Annotated in this window: 12 protein-coding genes; 8 read left to right on the top strand and 4 right to left on the bottom strand. The window is 42.3% G+C overall.

Features of this window, described 5'->3' with window-relative positions; genetic code table 11:
• Window positions 1-4 precede the first annotated feature (4 nt).
• The 3 genes from DXA54_RS09030 to DXA54_RS09020 form a co-directional block, all read right to left on the bottom strand.
• The gene (locus tag DXA54_RS09030; RefSeq protein WP_004306542.1) at window positions 5-1,618 is read right to left on the bottom strand and encodes a RagB/SusD family nutrient uptake outer membrane protein; all 1,614 of its coding nucleotides are present in this window, start codon (window positions 1,616-1,618) and stop codon (window positions 5-7) included.
• 14 nt (window positions 1,619-1,632) lie between these two features.
• Window positions 1,633-4,692, bottom strand: a complete 3,060-nt coding sequence (locus DXA54_RS09025; RefSeq protein WP_120079275.1) for a SusC/RagA family TonB-linked outer membrane protein — start codon at window positions 4,690-4,692, stop codon at window positions 1,633-1,635.
• Between the two features lie 131 nt (window positions 4,693-4,823).
• Window positions 4,824-8,855 (bottom strand): hybrid sensor histidine kinase/response regulator transcription factor, encoded by a 4,032-nt coding sequence (locus DXA54_RS09020; RefSeq protein WP_120079273.1) that lies wholly within the window; start codon window positions 8,853-8,855, stop codon window positions 4,824-4,826.
• Window positions 8,856-9,234: 379 nt separating this feature from the next.
• On the opposite strand from DXA54_RS09020, the gene DXA54_RS09015 reads away from it, so the two are divergent.
• The 8 genes from DXA54_RS09015 (at window position 9,235) to pelA (ending at window position 19,582) form a co-directional block, all read left to right on the top strand.
• Window positions 9,235-10,146, top strand: a complete 912-nt coding sequence (locus DXA54_RS09015; protein ID WP_004299199.1) for an EamA family transporter — start codon at window positions 9,235-9,237, stop codon at window positions 10,144-10,146.
• Window positions 10,147-10,197: 51 nt separating this feature from the next.
• On the top strand, window positions 10,198-10,758 hold the full coding sequence (gene frr / locus DXA54_RS09010; RefSeq protein WP_004299198.1) for a ribosome recycling factor: 561 nt from the start codon (window positions 10,198-10,200) through the stop codon (window positions 10,756-10,758).
• Between the two features lie 106 nt (window positions 10,759-10,864).
• Complete coding sequence (gene rsgA, locus DXA54_RS09005; RefSeq protein WP_008650069.1) at window positions 10,865-11,797, top strand: ribosome small subunit-dependent GTPase A; 933 nt, start codon at window positions 10,865-10,867, stop codon at window positions 11,795-11,797.
• 77 nt (window positions 11,798-11,874) lie between these two features.
• A complete protein-coding gene (locus tag DXA54_RS09000; RefSeq protein WP_004299196.1) occupies window positions 11,875-12,546 on the top strand; it encodes a hypothetical protein in 672 nt (223 codons plus the stop codon).
• 139 nt (window positions 12,547-12,685) lie between these two features.
• A complete protein-coding gene (locus tag DXA54_RS08995; RefSeq protein ID WP_004299195.1) occupies window positions 12,686-13,774 on the top strand; it encodes an efflux RND transporter periplasmic adaptor subunit in 1,089 nt (362 codons plus the stop codon).
• A 192-nt stretch (window positions 13,775-13,966) separates the two neighbouring features.
• The gene (locus DXA54_RS08990) at window positions 13,967-16,999 is read left to right on the top strand and encodes an efflux RND transporter permease subunit (protein WP_008650067.1); all 3,033 of its coding nucleotides are present in this window, start codon (window positions 13,967-13,969) and stop codon (window positions 16,997-16,999) included.
• Window positions 16,996-18,336, top strand: a complete 1,341-nt coding sequence (locus DXA54_RS08985) for a TolC family protein (protein ID WP_120079271.1) — start codon at window positions 16,996-16,998, stop codon at window positions 18,334-18,336. The genes DXA54_RS08990 and DXA54_RS08985 overlap by 4 nt, the downstream gene beginning before the upstream one ends.
• A 151-nt stretch (window positions 18,337-18,487) precedes the next feature.
• Window positions 18,488-19,582 carry a pectate lyase gene (gene pelA, locus DXA54_RS08980; RefSeq protein WP_008650065.1) on the top strand — a complete coding sequence of 365 codons (1,095 nt, stop codon included), beginning with the start codon at window positions 18,488-18,490 and terminating at the stop codon, window positions 19,580-19,582.
• 175 nt (window positions 19,583-19,757) lie between these two features.
• On the opposite strand, the gene DXA54_RS08975 is transcribed toward pelA, so the two are convergent.
• The gene (locus tag DXA54_RS08975; RefSeq protein WP_004306525.1) at window positions 19,758-21,395 is read right to left on the bottom strand and encodes a fumarate hydratase; all 1,638 of its coding nucleotides are present in this window, start codon (window positions 21,393-21,395) and stop codon (window positions 19,758-19,760) included.
• Between the last annotated feature and the right edge of the window lie 10 nt (window positions 21,396-21,405).

The following is a 21,405-nucleotide window of genomic DNA, read 5'->3' as shown; positions in this document are numbered from 1 at the left end:
TCGCTTAATACCAGTTCTCATTCTGTGGGAAATTCTCTTTCCCCATCAAGTCAATCTGTTCCTGTGGAATAGGCCAACATTCGTGCTTTCCAACCACAAAACTGGTACGGCATTCCGCATAATCTTTATCCAGATAAGGGTTTTCAGCCTTCGTCTCGCCATAATGCGCTTTCACTCTTTCGCCCAAGAGTCCCAAACGTTTCAACAAAGGCCAGCGAACGCCTTCAAAATTCAACTCACGGGCATATTCATCCAAAAGTATATCCTGCGTCAGAGGACCTGCAAATTTATCATTTCCCGCACGTTCCCATGTTTTATTGTAACAGCGCAAAGCATCCGTACTCATACCTCCGTCACGACGCATATATGCCTCTGCCGCCATTAAGTAAGTTTCTGCCAGTCGATAGACAATCAGATCCTTGAAACCCGTTGTCCGGTCCGGATTATCAGCCATCGTCCATTGGTCAAAGTATTTTTTCGACATAAAATGCAGTGTTTCACAATAGCTGGAACTCTGTGTAAGAGGAATCAATTCTCCATATTTAGGAGAAGTAGGGTCATTGTATTTGAAACGGTGAACAAACAACTCATTATATCGCGTATCTTTTGCCTGATCGTACAGACTCAACAGATAGGTATTCGGATAAATACGTCCCCAACCATATCCACCCTGATCGGCCGTATTGATACAACCTGAAATTTTATTGATTCGGGTAGTGGTTTGAATAGAGACACGATGTCCGGCAACCGGAGTTCCGGAACCACCTCCACCCAAGTTTTGTGAATATTGGAAACTCCATAACACTTCCGGAGATTTCAAATCTGCCCCATTAAATACATTCTCGGCTTTCTTTTCCATCGAGTAGATGCCTTCCTGCTTAAAGATATCCTCACATTCCTCAATGGCTGTATCCCAATCTGACTCCCACATGGCAACCTGTGCACGAACATGCTTGGCAGTAGCTTTTGTTACCCGTCCATACAATACATTTCCATTATTTTGAGGAAGCGACCAGTCCAGCCCTTTCATGGCATCGTCCAAGTCAGTTGTAATCAGCGTCATCAGTTCTTCATGAGAAGCAGGTTTGTATTCCCGTTTCAGATTGTCGACGGTGGTCGGGGTGATATTCAGATAAAGACGGTCAAAGCGTTTCCAGAGTTCAAAATAGCTCCGTCCTCTGAAGAATTTCGCTTCACTCCATGCATGGAGCACATCGCTGTCATCCAGTCCCAGGGCTTCTGCGGCTACAATAATTTCATTTGCTTTTCCAATAATACCATAGTGATGTTTCCAGAACTTATTGACATCCCCAGTACTTGGAGTAAAGCTCGTATTCAAACGTCCGATTGAAGTAGAAACACCTGCTCTAAGTATCGCAATATCCGTATTAAAGTCACACATAGTAACGATGTACAGATTGGATTCATTATTATCCGCTCCACCCGGCAATTCACGAGCCAGGGAGTACAGACCTGTAACAGCTGTATTCAACCCTTCGGGAGTAGTGAACAGGTAATTGTTCGTCACATCTGTCTTTGATTCCAGATTTAATAAATCCGAGCAGGAAGCGGTCAACATTCCGCAGATGACAAAGGCTGTATATATTAACTTTTTCATAAGGATTCTTTATTTTAGAATGAAACATTGACACCAAATACATATTGTCTGGACTCCGGATAAGACCCGGGAGTCAGTTCGGGACTATAAGACTTAAATTCCGTAAATGTCAGCAAGTTAGTAGCAGTTGCATACAGACGTAATTTATGAATCGGAGTATTCTTCAATAGTCTGGCCGGGAAAGTATATCCCAATTGTAAGGTGCGTAAACGGATATAAGATGCATCCTGAATAGCGATGGCACTCAAATAAGCAGGGTCTGCGCTATAAGAAGGACGCGGGAATTCGTTCGACGGATTGAACGGAGTCCAATAATCCACCTTCACTCCATTCAGTTTTCCACGCAAAGAACCTCCGGAATTATAGTCATACAAATAACTATTCTTTATCTTTCTGCCGGAAACTCCATACCAATCCATGAACAAGTCAAATCCTTTCCAGTTCCATGTGGAAGAAAGAGAGACGGTAAATTTCGGATCTTTCCGGATAGGCACTCTGTCATCTGCCGTGATCCTTCCATCTCCATTGTTATCACGCACCTTGACCATTCCCGGTTCAATAGCGCCACCGTAATCAATCGGGCTGTCGGCTACACCGTCACTGTTACTGTCGTAGGTATTTTTCAGCGTATATACCAGATTCCCTGTACCGTCACGAGTGATATCAAAATCATCATACTGAAAAATTCCGTCTACCAGATAATCATAATATACATTGATCGGTTCTCCGATAATCCATCCCTGTGCTACCTGACTGGCGGGTTTACCATTTTCATCGAGCGTATCGTCAATACGGACAATTTCATTCTTATACATACTGAAATTAGTTCCAAGCGACCAGGTAAACTCTTTCGTACGTATCACATCACCATTTAAAGAAAGATCGATACCACTGGATTTTGTCTTTCCCAGATTATCCAGCATAGTGGTATATCCAAGTGATGCATTCAAAGAGCGTTCCACCAATAAATCTTTCGTATGCGTATTGTAATATTCCACCGTACCATTCAGGCGACCATTGAAGAAACTAAAATCAACACCTAAATTAGCCGTTGCAGACTGTTCCCATTTCAGGTTCGGGTTAGAAAGCTCCTTACCCGGCAAATATCCCATCTGGAAAGTATCTCCAAACTCATATCCTTTATTATCTGCCAGCCCCAAAGTAGTGTAATTGCCGATACCGTTCTGATTACCAACAATACCATAACTGACACGTAGTTTCAGGTTATCAATCCACGACACATCTTTCAGGAAATTCTCCTGATTGACACGCCAGGCAAAAGCAGCTGACGGGAATGTACCCCATTTATTTTCTTTTCCGAAACGGCTGGAACCGTCGCGACGAACAGCCACATTCAACAGATAACGGTCTAAAAGCGAATACTGTGCACGAGCCATGAACGACACCAGATTATTTTCATTAAACTGACGACGGGGCTTGCCTGTAAACTCACCTTGAGAAATGAAATTCCAGTCTTTATCTACCGGAAGATTCTCTACTGAATAGCCGATAGACTTCGAGCCATTATGGTCGACAGACTGCACACCGGTCAACGTCAACTGATGTTTCTTATTGCGGATAGGCACTTTATAAGTCACAATATTCTCAACCAGCCAGTTCTGCGTGCGTGATTCGTCGAGCACAGCTGTTCCTCCGCCTCCCGGATATTGGGAATCTTTATAGGAACCGTCTTCAGATGTCTGATTATAAACGGAAGTATTCAGACGATAATTGAATCCCTTGAAAGGCTTCACATCCATAAAAAAGTTCAGGCGGTAATTATCACGGGATACTTCACGTCCGTAATGTTGAGCACGGTACAAAGGATTATAATTTCCTTCCGAGTTGATATACTTTGTATACTTACCATCCGCATCATATATTTCCGCCAATGGGGAACTGGTAATAAAATCATTAAAGTTACCATCCTCACGATCTTGTTTAGTCATCGCATAAGAAGAATTGATGCCAAAACTAATCCACTTTGATATTTCAAAGTCCAGATTCAACCTTAAAGAAAGCTTCTGGTATCCCGATCCGGTAACTACCATTCCCTGTTGGTCAAAATAGTTGGCACCTGCCGATACTTTGATTTTCTCTGTTCCTCCACGCACACTGACATCATGGTTATGGTAAATTGCATTTCTGAACATTTCTTTTTCCCAGTCGATAAACTTTCCGCTGGCCCATACCCGCTGCATAACCTCGTCTTCCAATGCCTCGGCTATCGAAATCTCACGTGCATCAACAATTCCCTTATCATGTGCTTTCGCTTCACGGCGAAGCTGCATATATTCTTCGGGAGAATAGAAATCAAAATTTCTCCAGAGAGACTGGATACCCAGATAACCATTATAACTGACTTCCACCTTTCCGGCTTTACCGCGCTTGGTAGTTACCAATACCACACCGTCACTGGCACGTGCCCCATAAATAGCCTGCGACGCAGCATCCTTCAGAATTTCAACCGACTCAATATCGTCCGCACTCAACGTGCTAAACTCCGTTGCACTGGAAGGAGAACCATCTATGATATATAAAGGAGCATTGTCCGCACTGATAGAACGGGAACCGCGAATAGTGATCGAAGGAGTCGATCCCGGACGTCCGGAACTACTCGTTACATTCACACCTGCGGCACGTCCACGCAGCATATCAGCCACATTGCCGGCAGGAAAGGTTTTCATTTCATCCGCTTTGACCGAGGCTACCGAAGTTGCCACGTCACTTTTACGCTGAACGCCATAGCCGACAACGACTAATTCATCGAGCATTTTCGACTCTTCTACCATATCCACATTCAGTACCGTTTTCGTACCGACACGTATCTTCTGTTCCTTATATCCTATACAAGAGAAAACAAGGGTAGATTTTGCAGATACACTGATTGAATATTTTCCATTTACATCCGTCACTGTACCGTTAGTAGTCCCCTCCTCCATAATATTAGCTCCGGGGATTGGTCCAAGTGCGTCTGTCACAACTCCAGAAACTCTGACGTTTTGAGCACTAACCTCTAAAGAGATAAGAAAGGCTGTCAGGAACACAGCCCATTTAATTACGATGTTTTTCATACTATGTAATAATTTGAATGATTACAGCGCAAAAATCCAAATAATTAGTGATTTCGAATAATAGAATCGTCCGTATAAAAGTTCAAATAGTACAATTCTCACCAGGAGACAAATACATAAGACGCTATATCTTAAGCGTTTGTGTATTTCCTCCGGTAAGCAGCCGGAGTAATATCATAAGCATTCTTAAAACATCGGATAAAATAACTTGGATTAGAAAAACCGTAATCAAATGCTATATCAGCAATCAGGGCATTGGGATCATTGATTAATTTTTCTGTTGCCTTTTTCAGTCTCAAAGATAAAATAAAGTCATTCGGGGTCTGTCCGGTCAATGCTTTCAGTTTGGTGAAAAGCAAAGTTCTGCTCATGCACATCTCACGTGCAAAAGTGGCTACGTCAAAGTCTGCGTTATCAATATAAGATTCCACAATCGCCGTAGCATCCATCAGCATCTTTTTATCGATCGGATTAAACGGAAGGTCTTCCACTTTAGGTTCATCATTCCGGGCAAACCGCTGCTGGAGCAGTTTACGAGTCTGGATGATATTGTTGCAACGGGCCACCAATATCTTGATATTGAAAGGTTTGGAGATATAATCATCCGCTCCCGTCTGCAAGCCCTCTAAGGTATGTTCTTCCCGGTTGCGGGCAGTCAGCAATACCACAGGAATATGGCTGGTCTGCAAATTGCTTTTCAACTTCTCGCACATCTCCAGGCCGGACATAACGGGCATCATAATATCACTCACAATCATCTGTGGTTGTAGTGAAGAAGCCTGCTCCAATCCTTCCTGCCCGTCGGCAGCCGTATATACATCATATATTTGTTCAAAAATCTGTGCCAACACCTTACGCATCTCCGGGTTATCCTCCACAATCAGTATTTTCACCGTTTTATCCGGCTTCACCATTTCCGAGATTTCTTGAGGCTCTATTACATAATGTCCGGCAACGCGTTCATCTGCAGAGGAAGATGCTTCCACATTCACATTTGCATCTCGGTGAAGAGTAACGATAAAAGACGTTATTCCATTCGGCTCACTTTCCACTCCGATAGTTCCCTGATGCAATTCCACAATTCCTTTCGCCATTGCCAACCCGATACCCGATCCTTTGACTGTCTGTGTAGTTGTTGCCGAGTCATCCTGCCAAAACCGTTCAAATACATGTTTGATCTTGGACTTTTCGATACCGACACCTAGATTATTGACTGAAATCACAATGTCATTCTCTCCTTCCGCTACCAATTCTACAGAAATCCAGTCACCGGGCTTCGTATATTTAAAAGCATTGGACAATAGATTATAGAATACTTTCTCTATCTGCGTCTTGTCAATATACAAATCCGCTTCTTTCAAAGTGGAAGAAAAGCGGAGATCGATCTTATTCAGCTGCGCATAACTATAGAAAGAACAACAAATCTCCTCTATCACCGCAACAATATTCTCTTTGGAAATTTTCAATTTCAGATATCCCTGATCCTGCTTACGGATATCAATCACTTCATCCACCAGATTATTCATCCGGCGGGAGTTCTTATAAATCTCCAAAATTTTATTATACACCTCGGGGAGCATGTCTTTATGCATCAGGAGCATCTCAAGCTGACTGGATATAAGCGTTAACGGAGTACGGAACTCATGCGATACATTGGTAAAGAAACGTAGTTTGGACTGATTCACATTTTCGATATACTCTTTTTCCCGTTTCTCGGCCAATAGAGAATGTTGCAAGGTTTTCCGTATCCAGAACATACGGATAATATAACCTGCAATAAGGATACCTGCCAATATCATCAGCAAAATAAACCATGCTCGTTGATAAACGGGAGCCTCCACTATCAGCTCAAAACTGGCAGAAGGTGCTTCCTGGTCGTGAATGCGCAACTGGTCGCCACGAACATGAAAAGTATAACGCCCCGGATGAAGATTGGTATAAGTAACCATCGTATTATCTCCCGCCTTCATATATTCGTTATCAAATCCTTCAAGTTTATATTCCAGACCGATATTGGAAATATTATTCAGGGTATTGCTCGCTATCTCAAAAGTGACGGAAGAATACCTGGGCGGCAATACTAATTGATGTTCATACAATACCGTTTCCTTGATAAGTCCCAACGAATCAAGTGGTTGTATTTCCGTATTATCCACAAGCACTCGTTTTACGAACACATTATAATCCACAGACTGCTTGTTCAGTTTCTCCTGGGCTATGGAAACGATACCTGCCAGTCCACAGACATAAATATCGTGGTCGGACGTAATGTACAGCCCTCCGTCATTCACGTTATTCAAGGGAAAATCACTCTGCCTGTTATAGTTCTCGAATGTGGTAGTGGCTAGATTGAATTTAGAGAAACCGCCATTCGTTGCCACATAAATGGAACCGTCCAGCGGACTCTCTACCAATCCGGTGATAAATCCATTCTCCAATCCCTGCTTCGCTCCGTATCCTACAAAGGTGTCTTTCTTCTTATCGAATAGATAAATTCCCGATCCCGTCGATCCCAGCCATATACGTCCTTTTCTATCACATAGAATATGATTAATGTGGTGCTGTGCCGTGCTCTGCGCTATTTGGGAGAAAGGATAACTACGGGAAGTACCCGCTTTCAAATTGACCCGTATCAAATCAAAAGAAGTGGTCAGCCATAAATCCCCTTCTTTATCAAACGTCATATCCCAAACCTGCGACAAATGTCTGGAAGCTAAAGAAGGATGTTCGAAATGATGTAACCGGAGATGTTTTTTATCCAATACAAGCAGCCCACCCTTGGCTGCTATCAATAAGGAATCATGACCGGCAAACTCTATCATTTTTACCAGATTATAGGCCCTGTCGACTGTTTTTCCTTCCGGAGTATCGATATTTTCCGTAATAGATTCTATATGTCCGGTCGACAGGTTAATCCGATTGATGCCCTGATAAAGCGAAGCTACCCAAAGATAATCCGGTTCTTTCTCATAATACAAAGACTTCACAATCTTAAAAGACAGCTCTTGAGCATATAAATGTTTAAGCGGAAAAAAGCGTTTGGCATATTTATCATAGTAGTTCAATCCACTTCCTTCACTTGCAAACCAGATCCGCCCGGAACAGTCTTCGGCAATGGAACTGATGATATAGGAATTCAAATGCCCGCCAACAGCCGTAGACGAACGGTAAAAGTGATAAGCATCATTCGCTACATTATAATATTGTATTCCCTGATAGAAAGTGCCCAGCCATAAAGTTCCCGAAGTGTCGTAATGCATCGAAATGATGGAACGTATATCGGCTGCCTCCACATTCAAGTCATATTCATAATCCGTAAACTCTCCGGTAGAGAGATTTAAAGTCTGCAAACCGGCGTAAGTTCCGATATACAGAAGACTATCATTGGCTTGTGTCACATGACGCACATTATCATGGTTGATTGTATTATCAGCCACTTTATTATATCTGTAATGAGTAAGCTCCCCATTTGCCTCCAACCGGGTAAGTCCCCGATTTCTGGTAGCTATCCAGATGCTCCCGTCTCTGTCTTCCGTAATCGAATTAACAGCCCCCACATCAATATGACGGGTGATATGAGCAGCCTGATCGATACAGTAAATACCCTTGGAAGAAGTACCCACCACCACGGTTTGATTCTGACGAACCATTAGACTGTTCATCAATATATCCTCTCCGTCCGAAGGGAATGAAAAGAATAACTCGGGCACTTGGTTGAGATCACGATAACGGTAGATTTCTTTTCCGGTAGCTATCCACAATGCGTCGTGCGCATAGCAGATTCCTGCAACTTCTCCTTCACGCAACACCTTAAAGCGGTTCAAACGCATGTCATAAAGAGTCACACTCTGCAAACTACGGATAAAAAGCAATCCTTCCTTGTTTCCGCAAACCTGCCGGATATTATTTATATTGATTGAATAGGGATTGGCGTTATCCGGTTTGAAGACTTCAAATTTACGACCGTCAAAGCGGTTCAGTCCGTCTTGAGTACCAATCCATAAAAATCCGAATTCATCCTGATAGAAACAATTGACCGTTTGATGCGAAAGTCCTTGCCTCACGTCTTTAAAACGCATATTGATATCCTTTGTCACATTTGCCATGCAACAAAGTCCCGATATAAACAGGCAATAAATAACAAGAAAGTTAGCTTTGGTCATCTGTGTTTTTCGATAATTCGGATACAATATTCGGGAAAATCCAAGATATATGCAAGTGTTTATGCAAAAACCTGATTGACTATTGCCTGTTAATTATTCCTCAGACTGCGTATAACTAATCTCCCGATCGAATAAAATTAGTCGTCTGACAGTTGATTCTTTTTCGTCTGACAGTTGTCAGACGAAAGTTCAACAGTAGTCAGACGCAAGTTTAACAACTGTCAGACGATTAATTTTATGCATAAACAAGATTAGTATCCTCTTCACTAAGAAATAGTTTTTAGCATACGAAAGATTAAATTATACTACCAACCGCCTAAACGCTTGTTTATCATTGGTGAACTGCGTACTTTTGCACGCCATTAAAAAAAGCAAAACAATGACTAACAAAACCAAAGGTTTTATCTATGGAGCGATTGCCGCTGCGAGCTACGGTATGAATCCTCTTTTTGCACTTCCGCTCTATGCAGCCGGAATGAGTGTCGATACCGTTTTATTCTACCGGTACTTCTTTGCGACAATCGTATTGGGTATTCTGATGAAAATGCAGCATCAGTCTTTTGCACTTCATAAGGCAGACGTTTTGCCCTTAGTCATTATGGGATTGTTATTCTCTTTTTCATCACTGCTTTTGTTTATGAGCTATAATTATATGGATGCCGGAATTGCTTCAACGATTCTGTTTGTTTATCCGGTGATGGTAGCTGTCATTATGGGAATATTCTTCAAGGAAAAGATTTCCGCCATTACCGTTTTCTCCATCCTGCTGGCACTTTCAGGCATTGCCTTGCTTTATCAGGGAGACGGCAACAAACCGCTATCGACTTTGGGAATTATCTTTGTTCTGTTGTCTTCTCTCTCTTATGCTATATATATAGTAGGTGTAAACCGTTCGACATTGAAAAACCTGCCGACCACGAAACTTACCTTCTATGCCATTTTGTTCGGACTATCGGTTTATATCGTCCGTTTAAATTTCTGTACGGAACTGCAAGTAATACCGTCTGCCTGGCTCTGGGCCGATGTATTATCACTCGCCATCCTGCCAACTGCCGTATCACTGGTCTGTACCGCACTGGCCATCCATTATATAGGCTCTACACCAACGGCAATATTGGGTGCTTTGGAACCGGTGACAGCTTTATTCTTCGGTGTTCTCCTGTTTCACGAAAAACTGACTCCCCGCTTAATGATGGGTATTTTAATGATTATCACCGCCGTTACCCTGATTATCATTGGCAAGTCACTCATAAAAAAGATGGGTATGCTGTTGCAGATGAACAAAAAATAATATACTTTTGCTACTTAATCAATCAAAATGCAATTTTAAATCTCAAAAAATATGGTAGACGTAAAGACTTGCCTTGACAATGCACAAGAAAAGATGGATATGGCCATCATGTATCTGGAAGAAGCACTGGCACATATCCGCGCCGGAAAAGCGAGTGCACGCTTATTAGATGGTATCCGCGTAGATTCTTACGGAAGTATGGTACCTATCAGCAATGTAGCAGCAATTACTACTCCGGACGCCCGCAGTATCGTAATCAAGCCTTGGGATAAAAGCATGTTCCGTGTCATCGAAAAAGCAATCATCGACTCTGACCTCGGTATCATGCCCGAAAACAATGGAGAAATGATCCGTATCGGCATCCCTCCCCTGACGGAAGAACGTCGTAAACAACTGGCAAAACAGTGTAAAGGAGAAGGCGAAACGGCTAAAGTAAGCGTACGCAACGCGCGTCGTGACGGCATCGACGCACTGAAAAAGGCCGTAAAAGACGGATTGGCAGAAGACGAGCAGAAGAATGCGGAAGCCAAACTGCAAAAAATCCATGATAAGTATATCAAACAAATCGATGATATGCTGGCTGAAAAGGATAAAGAAATTATGACCGTCTAAAAAATAATGAAGAATTAAGAATGAAGAATGAGGAATTATAATGCTGTATTATTCAGTTGAAACACAGCCTGAATTCTTCATTCTTCATTTTTAATTTATAATTTATATGAAAGGATTAGTAATCAAAAACACGGGTAGTTGGTATCAGGTGAAAACCGATGACGGACAATCTATTGAATGTAAAATCAAAGGGAATTTCCGGTTGAAGGGGATTCGCAGTACTAATCCTGTTGCAGTGGGTGATCGTGTCCGGATTATACTTAATCAGGAAGGCACTGCTTTTATCAGTGAAATAGAAGATAGAAAGAACTACATCATCCGCCGCTCGTCCAATCTTTCCAAACAATCTCATATCCTTGCTGCCAATCTCGACCAGTGTATGCTGGTGGTAACCATCAATTATCCGGAAACTTCCACTATTTTTATTGATCGCTTTCTTGCATCCGCAGAGGCCTATCGCGTCCCTGTAAAACTGGTATTTAATAAGGTAGATGCTTACGACGAAGATGAACTCCGCTATCTGGACGCACTTATCAACTTATACACACAAATCGGCTACCCTTGCTTCAAAGTTTCCGCAAAGAACGGCACTGGAGTGGCTGAAATCAAAAAAGCACTGGAAGGCAAGATTACTTTATTTTCCGGACATTCGGGAGTCGGCAAATCGACTCTTATCAATTCCATACTGCCGGGCATAGCAGCCAAGACCGGCGAAATTTCTTCTTACCACAACAAAGGAATGCATACTACTACTTTCTCCGAAATGTTCCCTGTGGAAGGAGATGGCTATATCATCGATACTCCGGGTATCAAGGGCTTCGGCACATTCGATATGGAAGAAGAAGAGATCGGACATTATTTTCCCGAAATATTCAAAACCTCCGCCGACTGCAAATATGGCAACTGTACACATCGTCATGAACCGGGATGTGCCGTACGCAAAGCAGTGGAAGAGCACCTCATCAGCGAATCCCGTTATACCTCTTATCTCAATATGTTGGAAGATAAAGAGGAAGGAAAATATCGGGCTGCTTATTAGAAAAAATGCGAGCAGCGTGCTTATAAAACCAATGCTGTTCACACTTATAGTTATAATAGTACACACAAAAAAACAATATGAAAAAAATCTTAGTTTTATTATGTTTCATTTTATACATAATTTCCGCACATGCACAATATTGCAGTATTAAAAAAGGAAGAACTGCTTACTATGTAACAACCGAAGTAAAGGAAGGAAAAACACTGAAAGATACTATGTGCATCGCAGACGTGGTTGATAAAGGTGATCGCTTAATCATAAGAGAAGATGCTTTCGGAGAGCACTATGATTCTCTAAGTATAAAAAGTGGTATCAACAGGTTATTCTATATTTATCATAAGAGTCAAGATATGACCGAAGTTATCCTTTTGGATGGTAAATCAGAATATGAATATCAGAAATATTCTAAGAACATATATGCAGAAGGACGAATTAGCATACCTTTAAAGGATCATGTTCAGAATGGAGATGATATACCACAGTGTAATTTCTTGCAAAAATCAGGACCAATGACTATGAAAGCTTCTCTAAAAGGAAAATATAAAGGACGTGAAACCATACATACTCCTGCGGGAGATTTTGATTGCATTAAAATCTACACGGAACAAAAAGGAAAAGTCATGTTCATTTCAGAAACCGAATATTCAATAGATTGGTATGCCAAAAATATTGGGCTGGTAAAATCAGAAACTATCACTAAAAAAGGGAAAGTCATATCAACCACCCTTCTATATGCCATAAAAGAATAGTTCCCTTAAGTGTATGAGCTTATTAAATTGAAAAAGATGCATTAACTTTTTTTCTATCATTTACAGATTAAACCTTTCCAGTCAGGGAAAGTCTAATCTTCAAAGATTATATTATAATTGCCATATACAATACTAAACCATGAATAAGAAGACTAAATGGGGCATCATTATTCTTGTTGGTGCCGGGATTATCGGTGGAGGAATCTACTCACAATTACCGAAAAAAAACGACGAACTAGCAGCCGCCGACAAAGTGATGGGCGGTAATAAAAAAAGAGGGAAACAAGTTTTAAATGTAAATGCCAAGGTCATAAAACCGCAATCTCTGACAGATGAATTCACCACTACCGGTGTACTTCTGCCCGATGAAGAAGTGGATTTGTCTTTCGAAACGTCGGGAAAGATTGTAGAAATCAACTTTGAAGAAGGAACAGCCGTAAAGAAAGGCCAATTACTAGCCAAAGTGAATGACAGACAGTTGCAGGCACAATTGCAAAGGTTGATTTCGCAATTGAAACTGGCAGAAGACCGTGTATTCCGCCAGGATGCTTTATTGAAACGGGATGCTGTCAGTAAAGAAGCCTACGAACAGGTGAAAACGGATTTAGCAACTCTGAATGCCGATATAGAAATAATCAAAGCTAATATTGAACTGACAGAGCTACGTGCTCCGTTTGACGGAGTGATCGGACTTCGCCAAGTCAGTATCGGAACGTATGCGTCTCCGACCACAGTCGTTGCCAAGCTGACAAAAATCGCTCCACTGAAGGTTGAATTTTCCGTTCCGGAACGCTATGCCAAGCAAATCAAAAAGGGAACCAATCTCAATTTCAGCGTTGAAGGAACATTGGATGCTTTCGGCGCACAGGTATACGCTGTAGAATCTGCCATCGATCCGAATCTGCATCAATTTACCGCCCGTGCATTATACCCGAATGTCAATCGCACCCTGCTTCCCGGCCGTTATGCCAGTGTACTGTTGAAAAAGGATGAAATACCTAATGCAATAGCCATCCCAACGGAAGCAATTGTGCCGGAAATGGGTAAAGATAAAGTCTATCTGTATAAATCAGGAAAGGCCGAACCGGTGGATATCATTACCGGTATCCGCACCGCATCTGAAGTGCAAGTGATTAGAGGATTGCACGTAGGAGACACAATCATCACTTCAGGAACATTGCAACTCCGTACCGGACTCGCCGTAACACTTGACAATATTGAAGAATGAGAATTTATGATTTATGAATTCTGATTTATGATTTATAAGCCAAATAATTTATGATTTATAAGTCAGCAGAATACAGCAAACATTCAGAAACCAGAAATCAGAATTCAACAATCAGAAATCTTCAATCCATAACTCAGAAATCATAATTCAGAAATCAGAAATCAGAAATCAGAAATCATAAATCATAAATCAATGAACATCTCCGAATTAAGTATACGTCGCCCGGTATTAGCCACAGTATTAACGATTATTATCCTCCTTTTCGGATTCATCGGATACAACTATTTGGGTGTCCGCGAATATCCGTCGGTAGATAATCCGATTATTTCTGTCAGCTGCTCTTATCCGGGAGCTAATGCCGACGTTATCGAAAACCAGATAACTGAACCGTTGGAACAGAATATCAACGGTATTCCCGGTATCCGTTCTTTGTCCAGTGTGAGCCAGCAGGGGCAAAGCCGTATCACAGTAGAATTTGAATTGTCCGTCGATCTGGAAACAGCGGCCAACGACGTACGTGATAAGGTTTCACGTGCCCAACGTTATCTGCCTCGCGACTGTGACCCACCAACAGTTTCAAAAGCAGATGCTGATGCCATGCCTATCTTGATGGTTGCCCTTCAAAGTGACAAACGTTCTTTGTTGGAGTTAAGTGAAATAGCGGATCTGACTGTGAAAGAACAATTACAGACTATTTCCGATGTAAGTAGTGTATCTATCTGGGGAGAAAAGCGTTACTCCATGCGCCTTTGGCTCGACCCGGTAAAGATGGCAGGTTACGGTATCACTCCCGTCGATGTTAAAAACGCTGTAGATAACGAAAATGTGGAACTTCCTTCAGGTAGTATCGAAGGAAATACCACCGAGTTGACGATCCGTACACTAGGATTGATGCATACCGCAGATGAATTCAATGACTTGATTGTCAAAGAAGAGAATAACCGTATTGTACGATTCAGTGATATCGGACGTGCTGAACTGGGGCCGGCTGATATTAAGAGTTATATGAAAATGAACGGCGTTCCTATGGTGGGTGTCGTAGTCATTCCACAGCCGGGAGCCAACCACATTGAGATTGCGGATGCTGTATACCAACGTATGGAGCAAATGAAAAAAGACTTGCCGGAAGATGTACACTATAATTATGGTTTTGATAATACCAAGTTTATCCGTGCGTCTATCAATGAGGTTAAGTCCACTGTATATGAAGCTTTTGTACTTGTAATCATCATTATCTTCCTCTTCCTGCGTGACTGGCGCGTCACGTTGGTGCCTTGTATCGTAATCCCCGTTTCCCTTATCGGCGCTTTCTTCGTTATGTATCTGGCAGGATTCTCCATCAATGTGCTTTCCATGCTCGCCATCGTACTATCGGTGGGACTGGTGGTAGATGACGCCATCGTTATGACAGAGAATATCTACATCCGTATTGAGAAAGGAATGGCCCCGAAAGAAGCGGGAATAGAAGGAGCCAAAGAAATTTTCTTTGCCGTTATTTCCACCACTATTACGCTGGTAGCGGTATTCTTCCCTATCGTCTTTATGGATGGAATGACGGGACGATTATTCCGTGAGTTCAGTATCGTTATTTCGGGTTCGGTGATTATATCCTCATTTGCCGCATTGACTTTCACTCCGATGTTGGCAACGAAGTTACTCATTAAACGAGAAAAACAAAGTTGGTTCTATGCAAAAACTGAACCGTTCTTTGAAGGAATGAACCGGCTATACAGCCGTTCGCTTGCCGCTTTTCTTTGCAAACGCTGGATCGCTCTTCCGTTTACTTTCATCACCATTTGCCTGATTGGCATTCTGTGGAATGCAGTTCCTGCGGAAATGGCCCCACTTGAAGACCGTTCGCAAATCAGTATCAATACACGAGGAGCGGAAGGCGTCACCTATGAATATATCAGGGATTACACAGAAGACATCAATCAACTGGTAGACTCCATTCTGCCTGATGCAGAGGCTGTAACTGCCCGTGTATCCAGCGGTAGCGGAAACGTGCGCATCACGCTGAAGGATATGAATGAACGTAATTATACCCAGATGGATGTGGCAGAGAAAATATCAAAAGCGGTACAGAAGAAAACAATGGCGCGTTCATTCGTACAGCAGCAGTCTTCTTTCGGCGGACGTCGCGGGAGTATGCCTGTACAATATGTACTTCAGGCTACCAATTTGGAAAAGCTGGAAGAAGTGTTGCCCAAGTTTATGGCTAAAGTATATGAGAATCCTGTTTTCCAGATGGCGGACGTTGATTTGAAGTTCAGTAAACCGGAAGCTCGTATTCAGATCAACCGTGACAAGGCCAGTATTATGGGGGTAAGTACCAAAAACATTGCTCAAACGCTGCAATATGGATTAAGTGGACAGCGTATGGGATATTTCTATATGAACGGTAAACAATACGAAATTCTTGGTGAAATCAACCGCCAGCAACGAAATAAACCGGCCGACCTGAAAGCTATTTACGTCCGTAGCAGTAGCGGGGATATGATTCAGCTGGACAACTTGATTGAATTGGAAAGCGGTATTGCACCTCCAAAGTTGTATCGTTATAATCGTTTTGTGTCAGCTACCATCTCTGCGGGATTGGCAGACGGCAAAACAATCGGGCAAGGCTTGGATGAAATGGATAAGATTGCCAAAGAAACATTGGATGACACTTTCCGTACTGCCCTGTCGGGAGACTCGAAGGAATATCGTGAAAGTTCTTCCAGTCTGATGTTCGCCTTTATCCTGGCTATCCTTTTGATTTACCTGATTCTGGCAGCCCAGTTTGAAAGTTTCAAAGATCCGTTGATTATCATGTTGACAGTGCCGCTGGCTATTGCCGGAGCTTTGGTCTTCATGTATTTCGGAGATATTACGATGAATATTTTCAGTCAGATCGGTATTATCATGCTGATCGGTCTGGTGGCGAAGAACGGTATTCTTATTGTAGAATTTGCCAATCAGAAACAGGAAGCCGGAGAGGATAAAATGAGTGCCATCAAAGATGCTGCCCTTCAACGCCTCCGTCCGATTCTGATGACAAGTGCCTCTACGGTTTTGGGACTTATCCCGCTGGCATTTGCCACCGGAGAAGGTTGTAACCAGCGTATTGCCATGGGTACGGCGGTAGTGGGTGGTATGGTCGTATCCACTCTGCTTACGATGTACATTGTACCGGCTATTTACAGTTACATTTCGACTAACCGAATCAAAAAACTACAAGAATGAAACAGAAAGGAATTTGCATGAAACGCATCATTTATATCACCATTGCATGTGCCTTCTTATCAGTCTCTTTTGCAAAGGCACAAGTTCTCACTCTCAAGGAGTGTCTGGAAGAAGGATTGCAAAACAATTACTCTTTACGTATCATCCATAACGAAGAGCAGATCAGCAAAAACAACGCAACGTTGGGAAATGCAGGTTACCTGCCTACACTGGACTTCTCTGCCGGATATACTGGAAACCTGAACAATATTGAGACCAAGGCGCGTGCTACCGGGGAAATAACAAAAAATAACGGAGTCTACGATCAGACGGTTAATGTCGGTCTTAACCTCAACTGGACTATTTTCGACGGATTCAATATCAGTACCACCTACAAACAGTTGAAAGAGCTGGAACGTCAGGGGGAAACCAACACGCGTATTGCCATTGAAGATTTTATTGCTGCCCTGACTTCCGAGTACTATAATTTTATCCAGCAGAAGATTCGTCTGAAAAACTTTCATTATGCAATGTCACTTTCCAAAGAGCGCTTGCGCATAGCCGAGGCTAGTCATCTGGTCGGTAAGTTTTCAGGGCTGGATTATCAGCAGGCAAAGGTGGATTTCAACGCAGACAGTGCCCAATACATCAAACAACAGGAATTGCTACATTCTTCACGTATCCAGTTGAATGAACTGATGGCTAACAACAATGTCAATCAAAACATTATTATCAAAGACTCCACCATCGACGTACACAGCGACTTGCAATTTGATGATTTGTGGAATTCTACGTTAGCAACCAATGCTTCTTTGCTCAAGGCCGATCAAAACACGGTACTTGCCCAATTGGACTACAAGAAAATAAACTCACGCAACTATCCATATCTCAAATTAAATACCGGATATGGATATACGTTCAACAAGTATGACATCAATGCAAACAGCAGAAGAGGTGAACTGGGCTTCAATGCCGGAATAACTGTCGGTTTTAATATATTCGACGGTAATCGCCGCCGCGAAAAGAGAAATGCAAGTCTGGCTTTCAAGAATCGTCGCCTGGAACGACAGGACTTGGAATTAGCACTTCGCTCTGATCTCAGTAACCTATGGCAAGCCTATCGCAACAATCTCCAACTGCTGAACCTGGAACGTCAAAACCTGATAACCGCCAAAGACAATCACGATATAGCCATGGACCGTTATATACAGGGGGACCTCTCCGGTTTTGAAGTGCGTGAAGCACAAAAAAGTTTGTTAGATGCAGAGGAACGCATCCTCTCTGCTGAATATAATACGAAACTTTGCGAAATATCCCTGTTGCAAATCAGCGGAAAGATTACGAAATATCTGGAATAAGGAAGTAGTTTCCATTTATTTTTTGATTGGGTTAATCTTCTTATCGGGAGGGTTAACCCAATTTTTACTGTATAAAAAACAGTTATTACATATCGATGTTTTTCTTTCTTCCTACATTTGCATACTATAAAAACATTAAATAATAAAAGCCATGAGAAAACTAAGTCTTTTCTTACTGCTACTTTTTATCCTGACAAACGCCTCAGCCCAAAAAGCAACAGATTACAGAAAACAACAGAACTACAAAGAATGGGTACACATCGCCCCAAAATTTGACGATGATTTCTTCAAGACGGAAGAAGCCCAACGCATCGGTGACAACGTGTTACTCTATCAACAAACGACCGGAGGCTGGCCCAAGAATATCTATATGCCGGCAGAACTGACGGAACAAGAATATAATGCAGCACTAAAAGCTAAAGAAGATACCAACCAAAGCACCATTGACAACAATGCCACCACGACAGAAATAGAATATTTGTCACGACTTTATCTAGCTACGCAAAAAGAGAAATATAAAGAAGGAGTGCTGAACGGTATTCAATATCTGCTCAAATCGCAGTATGAAAACGGTGGATGGCCTCAATTTTATCCGCGTCCCAAAGGTTATTACGTACAAATCACCTACAATGACAATGCAATGGTGAGAGTCATGAACCAACTTCGGAGCATATACGAAAAGAAAGCTCCCTACACTTTCCTTCCTGACAATATCTGTGAACAAGCACGTATTGCATTTAATAAAGGGATAGAGTGTATACTCAAAACGCAGGTGCGCCAAAATGGAGAGTTAACAGTGTGGTGCGCCCAACACGACCGTGTCACTTTGGAACCCTGCAAAGCACGTGCCTATGAACTCCCGTCACTAAGCGGACAAGAGTCTGACAACATTGTATTACTGTTGATGTCACTTCCCCATCCATCTGCAGACGTTGTAAAATCCATAGAAGGTGCTATCAAATGGTTCCAAAAGTCTGAAATAAAAGGAATACAGAAGGAATATTTCACTAACAGTGATGGCAAAAAAGACTATCGCATGGTTCCCTGTGAAGACTGTCCTACTCTTTGGGCACGTTTTTATGATCTGGAAACAAACCGGCCTTTTTTCTGCGACCGTGATGCCATTAAAAAATATGATATATCGGAAATCGGACACGAACGCCGAAATGGTTATAGTTGGTATAACAAAGATGGAAGCAAGGTGTTGAAGAGATATGAAAAATGGAAAAAAGAACAGAATAAGTAATCATAACTGATGAAAGGCTGATATTTACACTGAAAAAGTAAATATCCGGAAAGTCTTTAAGTCCTTAAAATAAGAAGAGGGGCTGTCTAACAATAAAATAGTCAAACAGCCCCTTTATTAATTCAAGGCATTTACAGCCTCTTCTTACAGTTTTATCCCAACAGGCATCAACCGGTTATTTTTTGCAATTCCACGGTTTCAACTGTTTGAAGAAGTCGTTACCCTTATCATCTACCAAGATAAATGCAGGGAAGTTTTCTACTTCAATCTTCCAGATAGCTTCCATACCCAATTCCGGATATTCCACACATTCGATGCTCTTGATATTGTTCTGTGCAAGGATAGCTGCCGGACCTCCGATAGAACCAAGATAGAAACCACCATATTTCTGACAAGCATCTGTCACCTGCTGGCTACGGTTACCTTTTGCCAACATCACCATGCTGCCGCCATGACTTTGGAACAGTTCTACATAAGAATCCATACGTCCTGCCGTAGTAGGACCCATAGAGCCACACGCCATGCCTTCCGGAGTTTTTGCCGGACCTGCATAATAAATAGGATGATCCTTAATATATTGTGGCAAGTCTTCACCGCGGTCCAAACGTTCTTTTAGTTTAGCATGAGCGATGTCACGACCTACGATAATCGTTCCGTTCAATGACAAACGGGTAGCAACCGGATATTTAGTCAGTTCTTTCAGGATTTCAGGCATCGGACGGTTCAGGTCGATCTTCACAACATCACCTTCACCTGCCTGACGCAGTTCAGCCGGAATCAGTTCACCCGGATTTGAATCCAGTTTCTCAATCCAGATACCTTCCTTATTGATTTTACATTTGATGTTTCGGTCGGCAGAGCAAGATACGCCCAAACCTACCGGGCAAGAAGCACCATGACGAGGCAGACGGATGATACGTACATCGTGAGCAAGATATTTACCTCCGAATTGTGCACCTAACCCAATCTTGTGAGCTTCTGCCAATACTTCTTTTTCCAGTTCGACATCGCGGAATGCACGACCATATTCGTTTCCGGTAGTCGGCAGGTTATCATAGAAATGAGTAGAAGCTAATTTCACTGTCAACAGGTTCTTTTCAGCAGAAGTACCACCGATTACGAAAGCGATATGATAAGGAGGACAAGCGGCTGTTCCCAATGTTTTCATCTTTTCAACCAGGAACGGAACCAATGTACCGGGATTCAGGATCGCTTTTGTTTCCTGATACAAATATGTCTTGTTGGCAGAGCCACCACCTTTTGTTACACAAAGGAATTCATATTCCATACCTTCGGTAGCTTCGATGTCAATCTGTGCAGGGAGGTTACATTTGGTATTTACCTCATCATACATATTCAGAGGCGCATTCTGTGAATAACGCAGGTTTTCTTCAGTGTATGTTTTATATACGCCCAGTGAAAGCGCTTCTTCATCAGAATATCCAGTCCATACCTGCTGTCCCTTTTCACCATGGATAATAGCAGTACCGGTGTCCTGGCAGAATGGAAGTACGCCTTTTGAAGCAACTTCTGCATTGCGCAAGAAAGTCAGCGCCACATACTTATCGTTTTCGCTTGCTTCCGGATCACTCAGAATCTTAGCAACTTGTTCGTTGTGCGAACGACGAAGCATGAATGATACATCACGAAAAGCTGCATTAGCCATCGCAGTCAAACCTTCTTTCTCAATTTTCAGGATAGGATTTCCTTCAAACTCGCTTACTGATACATAGTCTTTTGTAAGCAGATAATACTCAGTTGTATCTTTTCCCTTTTCAAACATGGGCTGATACTTAAACGGAGGTGTTGCCATAAGTTTCTTA

Origin of the sequence: Bacteroides sp. OF03-11BH, from assembly GCF_003604005.1 — a bacterium.
GTDB classification, from domain to species: Bacteria; Bacteroidota; Bacteroidia; order Bacteroidales; family Bacteroidaceae; genus Bacteroides; species Bacteroides ovatus.
This window is presented reverse-complemented; position numbering and strand designations above follow the sequence as displayed.

Excerpts from the sequence above, each read along its gene's own strand:
- pelA (WP_008650065.1), top strand. The coding sequence starts at position 18,488 with ATGAGAAAACTAAGTCTTTTCTTACTGCTACTTTTTATCCTGACAAAC.
- DXA54_RS09015 (WP_004299199.1), top strand. The coding sequence starts at position 9,235 with ATGACTAACAAAACCAAAGGTTTTATCTATGGAGCGATTGCCGCTGCG.
- rsgA (WP_008650069.1), top strand. The coding sequence starts at position 10,865 with ATGAAAGGATTAGTAATCAAAAACACGGGTAGTTGGTATCAGGTGAAA.
- DXA54_RS08985 (WP_120079271.1), top strand. The coding sequence starts at position 16,996 with ATGAAACAGAAAGGAATTTGCATGAAACGCATCATTTATATCACCATT.
- DXA54_RS08995 (WP_004299195.1), top strand. The coding sequence starts at position 12,686 with ATGAATAAGAAGACTAAATGGGGCATCATTATTCTTGTTGGTGCCGGG.
- frr (WP_004299198.1), top strand. The coding sequence starts at position 10,198 with ATGGTAGACGTAAAGACTTGCCTTGACAATGCACAAGAAAAGATGGAT.
- DXA54_RS09000 (WP_004299196.1), top strand. The coding sequence starts at position 11,875 with ATGAAAAAAATCTTAGTTTTATTATGTTTCATTTTATACATAATTTCC.
- DXA54_RS08990 (WP_008650067.1), top strand. The coding sequence starts at position 13,967 with ATGAACATCTCCGAATTAAGTATACGTCGCCCGGTATTAGCCACAGTA.
- DXA54_RS09025 (WP_120079275.1), bottom strand. The coding sequence starts at position 4,692 with ATGAAAAACATCGTAATTAAATGGGCTGTGTTCCTGACAGCCTTTCTT.
- DXA54_RS08975 (WP_004306525.1), bottom strand. The coding sequence starts at position 21,395 with ATGGCAACACCTCCGTTTAAGTATCAGCCCATGTTTGAAAAGGGAAAA.
- DXA54_RS09020 (WP_120079273.1), bottom strand. The coding sequence starts at position 8,855 with ATGACCAAAGCTAACTTTCTTGTTATTTATTGCCTGTTTATATCGGGA.
- DXA54_RS09030 (WP_004306542.1), bottom strand. The coding sequence starts at position 1,618 with ATGAAAAAGTTAATATATACAGCCTTTGTCATCTGCGGAATGTTGACC.